The sequence below is a fragment of the Streptomyces sp. ActVer genome (assembly GCF_027270795.1).
Lineage (GTDB): Bacteria > Actinomycetota > Actinomycetes > Streptomycetales > Streptomycetaceae > Streptomyces > Streptomyces umbrinus_A.
Window position 1 is genome coordinate 1 of the sequence record NZ_JAPWHT010000562.1, and the last position, 5,875, is coordinate 5,875.

General features: G+C 70.6%; 3 protein-coding genes. 2 read left to right on the top strand and 1 reads right to left on the bottom strand.

Going from position 1 to position 5,875, the window contains the following annotated elements:
- Positions 1-652 precede the first annotated feature (652 nt).
- Positions 653-2,806 (top strand): potassium-transporting ATPase subunit KdpB, encoded by a 2,154-nt coding sequence (kdpB, locus tag O3Q52_RS47430; RefSeq protein WP_269654675.1) that lies wholly within the window; start codon positions 653-655, stop codon positions 2,804-2,806.
- A 342-nt stretch (positions 2,807-3,148) separates the two neighbouring features.
- Positions 3,149-3,958 (top strand): SDR family NAD(P)-dependent oxidoreductase, encoded by an 810-nt coding sequence (locus O3Q52_RS47435; protein WP_269654674.1) that lies wholly within the window; start codon positions 3,149-3,151, stop codon positions 3,956-3,958.
- Between the two features lie 1,113 nt (positions 3,959-5,071).
- Here O3Q52_RS47435 and O3Q52_RS47445 read toward each other — a convergent pair.
- Positions 5,072-5,524: a hypothetical protein gene (locus O3Q52_RS47445; protein WP_269654676.1), complete on the bottom strand. Its 453-nt coding sequence runs from the start codon at positions 5,522-5,524 to the stop codon at positions 5,072-5,074.
- Between the last annotated feature and the right edge of the window lie 351 nt (positions 5,525-5,875).

Genomic DNA, 5,875 nt, shown 5'->3' on the forward strand with positions numbered 1-5,875 from the left:
GGCGCACCGGGCGGTCCGGCCGTGGCCCCCCTCGTGGCCGCGGCGCAGGACCGGTCCCGGGCGGGGCGACCGCCTCCTGACGTGCCGACGCGACAGCTTCCGTCACTTCAAGGCTGCCCTTGGTGCCGGCCGTGATCGTCACGAGCCCTCCAACGTCACGCCACGGACGGTCGCCCGTGTCCCCCGTGCCGCTCAGTCTGTGACCGGTTTCGGCCACGGAGACACTGCGTTGACGCTCTCCTGACGCTTTCTCAGATGACCTTGACGGGAACTTGACGACACCGTCCGACCGCCCGTCAGAGAGGCGCAAATTCTTTGCCGGACAGCGCGGTTCGGACCTCGGGGCGGGCTAGGTTCCCTACTCGGCCGCCGGAAGGGTCGCAGACGTCAGTGGCATGACGGCTCCACTCCGGAAGCGCCTGTCGGATGCTCCCGCAGCACCCGTCGGTTGCTCCTGTAAGAACGCCTTCCGGCGGCCGAGCACGCGTCGGCGTTGTCGTCGTCCTGTCGCCGACGCCCGTGCGCAGCCGTGCGGTGCCGGGGCCCCGGCACCGCACGGCCCGGCTGCCACCACCCGCACCGTCCGCTCAACCGGTCGTCGGCGTGCCCTGGTGCGCGCATGACCGGTTCCCACCGAGGCATGAAGGTCTCCATGTTTTCCGCCGCTCCCCCACAGGCCCCGCCGCCCCGCCCACAGCACACCTCACGGCCCGGACCGGAGGGAGGGGCGAAACGCCGCGCACCGAGCGGGCTGTTCGAACCCGCGCAACTGCTGCAGTCCCTCCCGGAAGCACTGCGCAAACTGCACCCGCGCGCCCTGGTCAAGAACCCGGTACTCTTCGTCGTCTCCGTCGGAGCCGTCCTCACCACACTCTCCGCGCTGCTCCACCCCGCCGTCTTCACCTGGGTCATCAGCTCCTGGCTGTGGCTGACGGTGATCTTCGCGAACCTCGCGGAAGCCGTCGCCGAGGGCCGCGGCAAGGCGCAGGCCGAGTCGCTGCGCAGGGCGCGTACGGACACCGTCGCGCTGCGCCTGCGCCACTGGAGCTACGGCATCGATCTGCGGCACGCCGAGACGGAAGCCGTGGCCGCCACCGACCTCAAACCCCTCGACGTCGTACTCGTCGAGGCGGGCGAGCTGATCCCGGCGGACGGCGATGTCATCGACGGCGTCGCCGCGGTCGACGAGTCCGCTGTCACCGGTGAGTCGGCGCCCGTGATCCGCGAGGCGGGCGGCGACCGCAGCGGCGTCACCGGCGGCACGACCGTGCTGTCCGACCGGATCCTGATCCGTGTCAGCGCCCGCCCCGGGCACAGCTTCCTGGACCGGATGATCGCCCTGGTGGAGGGCGCGTCCCGGCAGAAGACGCCGAACGAGATCGCCCTCAACATCCTGCTGGCCGCGCTGACCATCGTCTTCCTCCTGGTCGTCGTCACACTGCAGCCGATGGCCGCGTACGCGGACGCCGCACAGTCGACGACCGTCCTCGTCGCTCTCCTGGTCACTCTCATCCCGACGACGATCGGCGCGCTGCTGTCCGCGATCGGCATCGCCGGCATGGACCGGCTGGTGCAGCGCAATGTGCTCGCGATGTCCGGCCGCGCGGTCGAGGCGGCCGGTGACGTCAACACGCTGCTGCTCGACAAGACCGGCACCATCACCCTCGGCAACCGCGAGGCCGCCGCGTTCGTTCCCCTGCCCGGCATCGACGAACGGGACCTCGCCCAGGCCGCCCAGTTGTCCTCACTGGCCGACGAGACACCCGAGGGACGCTCCGTCGTCGTCCTCGCGAAGCAGCGGTACGGGCTGCGCGCGCCGGGTGAGGGCGAGTTGAGCCACGCCCGCTGGGTGGAGTTCAGCGCCCGGACCCGGATGAGCGGCGTCGACCTGCGCTGGGACAACGGGGCCGTGTGCGCCATCCGCAAGGGACCCGCCCATGAGGTTGTCGAATGGGTGCAGATGTACGGCGGCCAGGTCCCGCCCGAGGCACGGCACTTCGCCGACTCGATGGCGGCTGATGGCGGCACTCCCCTGCTGGTGGCCGTGCACGACTGGAACGGCCCGCGGGTCCTGGGCCTGATTCACCTCAAGGACGTCGTGAAGGACGGCATCCGCGAGCGCTTCGCCGAACTGCGCCGCATGGGCATCAGAACCGTGATGATCACCGGAGACAACCCGCTCACCGCCCGCGCCATCGCCGAGGAGGCGGGCGTGGACGACTACTTGGCCGAGGCCACCCCGGAGGACAAACTCGCCCTCATCAAGCAGGAACAGGAGGGCGGCAAGCTCGTCGCGATGACCGGCGACGGCACGAACGACGCCCCCGCGCTCGCACAGGCAGACGTCGGCGTCGCCATGAACACGGGCACCTCGGCCGCGAAGGAGGCCGGGAACATGGTGGACCTGGACTCCAACCCGACGAAACTCATCGAGATCGTGCAGATCGGCAAGCAACTCCTCATCACCCGGGGCGCGTTGACGACGTTCTCCATCACCAACGACGTCGCGAAGTACTTCGCGATCATCCCGGCGATGTTCGCGGGGACCTACCCGGGCCTGGAGTCACTCAACGTCATGGGCCTGCACAGCCCGACCTCGGCCATCACCTCGGCCATCATCTTCAACGCGCTGATCATCATCGCCCTGATCCCGCTCGCCCTGCGCGGGGTCCGCTACACGCCGTCGTCCGCGCACGACCTGCTGCGCCGCAACCTCATGCTGTACGGCCTCGGCGGGCTCGTCCTCCCCTTCCTCGGGATCAAACTGATCGACCTGCTGGTCTCGGGCGTGCCAGGACTTGGCTGAGCCGCGTCCCGTTTCCTGGGCCGTCCCGGTCCGTCAAGGGCACGTATTCGCACGTCAGAACCGCGTCAGGGAACGGGATTCCGGCTTGCCCGGGACGTGCGGGACGGCTTCGATGGGATACGTGAACAGCGCCTGGCTCCTCTTCGACCGGCCGCCGAGTCCCGCTCGGCCGCTCCGTCGTCCGCCGCGCTGCCCGGAACAGGTCGCGTCCGCCTCTGGCTGACCGTTCTTCCGCAGTCACTGGGCGCCGTGATCCCATCCGGCGCCCTTTCCCTTTCCCACCCGCACGACCTCCACCCCCGCCCTGGGGGTGCGCGGCGTGCCCACATCCCCGGATGGACCATGTCTGACTCCGCACCCTCCTCCCGTACCGTCCTCGTCACGGGCGCCACTTCCGGTATCGGTCTGGAGACCGCCCGGCAGCTCGCCGAGCGCGGGACCACCGTGCTCCTGCACGGCCGCACCGCCGAGGAAGCCCGCGCCGCCGCCGACCGGCTCGTTGCCACGGCGGCCATCGACGCGAACCGGCTGTGCACCCTCGCCGCCGACTTCACGCACCTCGACGAGGTCGAGGCCATGGCCACGCGGATCGTCGCCGAGCACCCACACCTCGACGTCCTGGTCAACAACGCCGGCTTGGCAGCGCCCGAGCGGCACACCGTCACCGCCGACGGCAACGAGATCGCCTTCCAGGTCAACTTCCTCGCCCACTACCTGCTGACCTGCCTGCTGGAACCGGCACTGACCAGCGACCCGGGCGGCCGGGTCGTCAACGTCTCCTCCTCCCTGCACCGCACCGCCTCCATCTCCTGGGCCGACCCGAACCGCGCCCGCCGCTACTCCCGGCTCGCCGCGTACGCCCAGTCACAGCTGGCCCTGACGGTGTTCGCCGCCGACCCGCGCGTCACCGCGGTCTCAGTGCACCCCGGCGTCTGCGACACCGCGCTCCTGTCGCTCTATGCCCACGAGGGCGTCACCCCCGCAGAGGGCGCCGCCCACGTCGTCCGGCTGTGCGACCCGGCCGTCGAGATCGTCAACGGCGCCTACTACGACCGCGGCGAGCGCGTCGACCCGGCCCCGGCCGCGACCGAGGACCGCACGGTCAAACGTCTCAACAAGCTGGCCGACCTCCTCGTCGGCCGCACCGCTTGAACTCTCCCTCTATGCAACGGAGTTGATGTCCATGTCGAAGCGAGCCCGCAAGAAGAGGGCCCGCCGGAAGAAGAAGGCGAACCACGGCAGCAAGGCCGGCCAGCGCTGATCCGCGTGGCCCGGCGGGCGGGGAGACGAGTCGGCCACACATGAGCCGCGCCCTCCCCGCCCGCTTCCGCCCATCCCGCTCCACCGACCCACGAGGCATCGATGATCGAGCTCGCACCCCACCAACTGCCCGCCCTCACCCACTGGCTCCCCGCCGGCTCCCCGGGCCCCGCCACCATCGGCGAGCACGTCCTCACCACGGGCGTCGGCCGCTGGTGGGCGGACCGAGCGGACCAACCGCGTGTAGTGGCTGTGTCATGCGCCGACCACGTCCTGCTGCGCGGCGCCCCGGACACCCTCGGCCCTCACGACCTGGCACCTCTGGCGAACAGCCGCATCGAGACCCCCGCCCGCTTCCTCCCGGCCCTCGGCACGGCCTTCGACAGCCTCACACCATGGGAGAGGATGGTGTGGACCCTCCAGAGCGAGCCGCAGCCCTGCACCGTCCCGCACGGCGTTTCCGTACGCCGCCTCGAACCCGCCGACACGGACGCGCTGATCGCCCTGGGCCCCGACGCGGCCTGGATCCACGCCAGTTGGGGCGGCCCACTGGGTCTCGCGTCCTCCGGCCACGGCTGGACGGCCGCGAACCGAACCGGCCAGCTGCTGGCCATCGCCTGTACGTACTTCCGCGGCACCCGCTACGAGGACATCGCGGTCTTCACCACGCCCGACCAGCGCCGCCACCGCCTCGCCCTGCCCTGCCCTGCGTCACCGCTCTCACCGCGGACATCACCGCGCGCGGCCACACCCCCAGCTGGAACTGTTCCACCCTCAACCGTGCCAGCCGCCTCCTGGCCTGGACGGCCGGCTTCCGCCTGGTCCGCGAGTACGTCCACCACTCGGCCGGTAACCCGGCACAACGCCCCCGACTCGCCGCGTAGAAGCGGTCCGGCACAGGAAGCAAACAGACACGCCTCGAAGATGGCCACGAGAAGCCGTACCCCAGATGATCGAGGCCCTTTCCGCCCGCCGGCCCGTCCCGCACGCCGCCTGCGGGAACGGTCAGGCCGCGTGGCAGAGCGCCGTGGGGTCGGCCAGGGTCGAGGTGTGGACCACGGTCGCGCGCACGGAACGGGCTGTTGTTGCGGCCGACGAGCGGTTCCGCGCGAAGACCACGAGGCGCAGCACCGCGAACCGCGCGACGCCAGCGAGTGCCGAGGCGGAGAGATAGACGACCTGCTCGAGCACCACACCGGGCGCCGCCACCAACTGCCGCAGGACAAGCATCGCCACGCAGGTCACCGCATACGCGGCCGCCGCCGACCCGGCCGACTGCACGTGCTGGCGCCGGTTCGCGCGCCCGCCCCCACCGAAGGTGAAGCGGGCGTGCAGTTCGGTGGCGATGATCGTGGAGACCACGGTGATCAGGGCGTTGGCAAGGACCCAGGGTATCCAGCGGGCGAGGCCCGTCACGGCGAGGCTGGAGGCGACCCCCACCCCGCCACCGCAGAGCACGAAGCGGGCGAAGGCAGTGAAGGTGCCGGGTGCCGCCTGCTGCCTGCTGCCTCTGCACTGTCTCCATGATCTGTCCCCCTGATCGCCCACTCCACGTAACGCACCCCCCTCGGCCGCGGGACCGAGGAGCACGCCATCAATGATGCCATCATGGCACACGAATGGTGCCATTGCGAGTCACTTACGGTGCCATCGATGGCACCAATGGCGTCACGGCACGGCGGAAGTCGCGAATATGCAGGTCTGCGGCCCGGGGGAGGCTCTTCACTCCTGCGGCCCCGCCGCGCCTCACCCATGATGGAAACGATTACCCGCTCCGACGCTCCAACGCTCCGGCGCTCCGACGCTCCG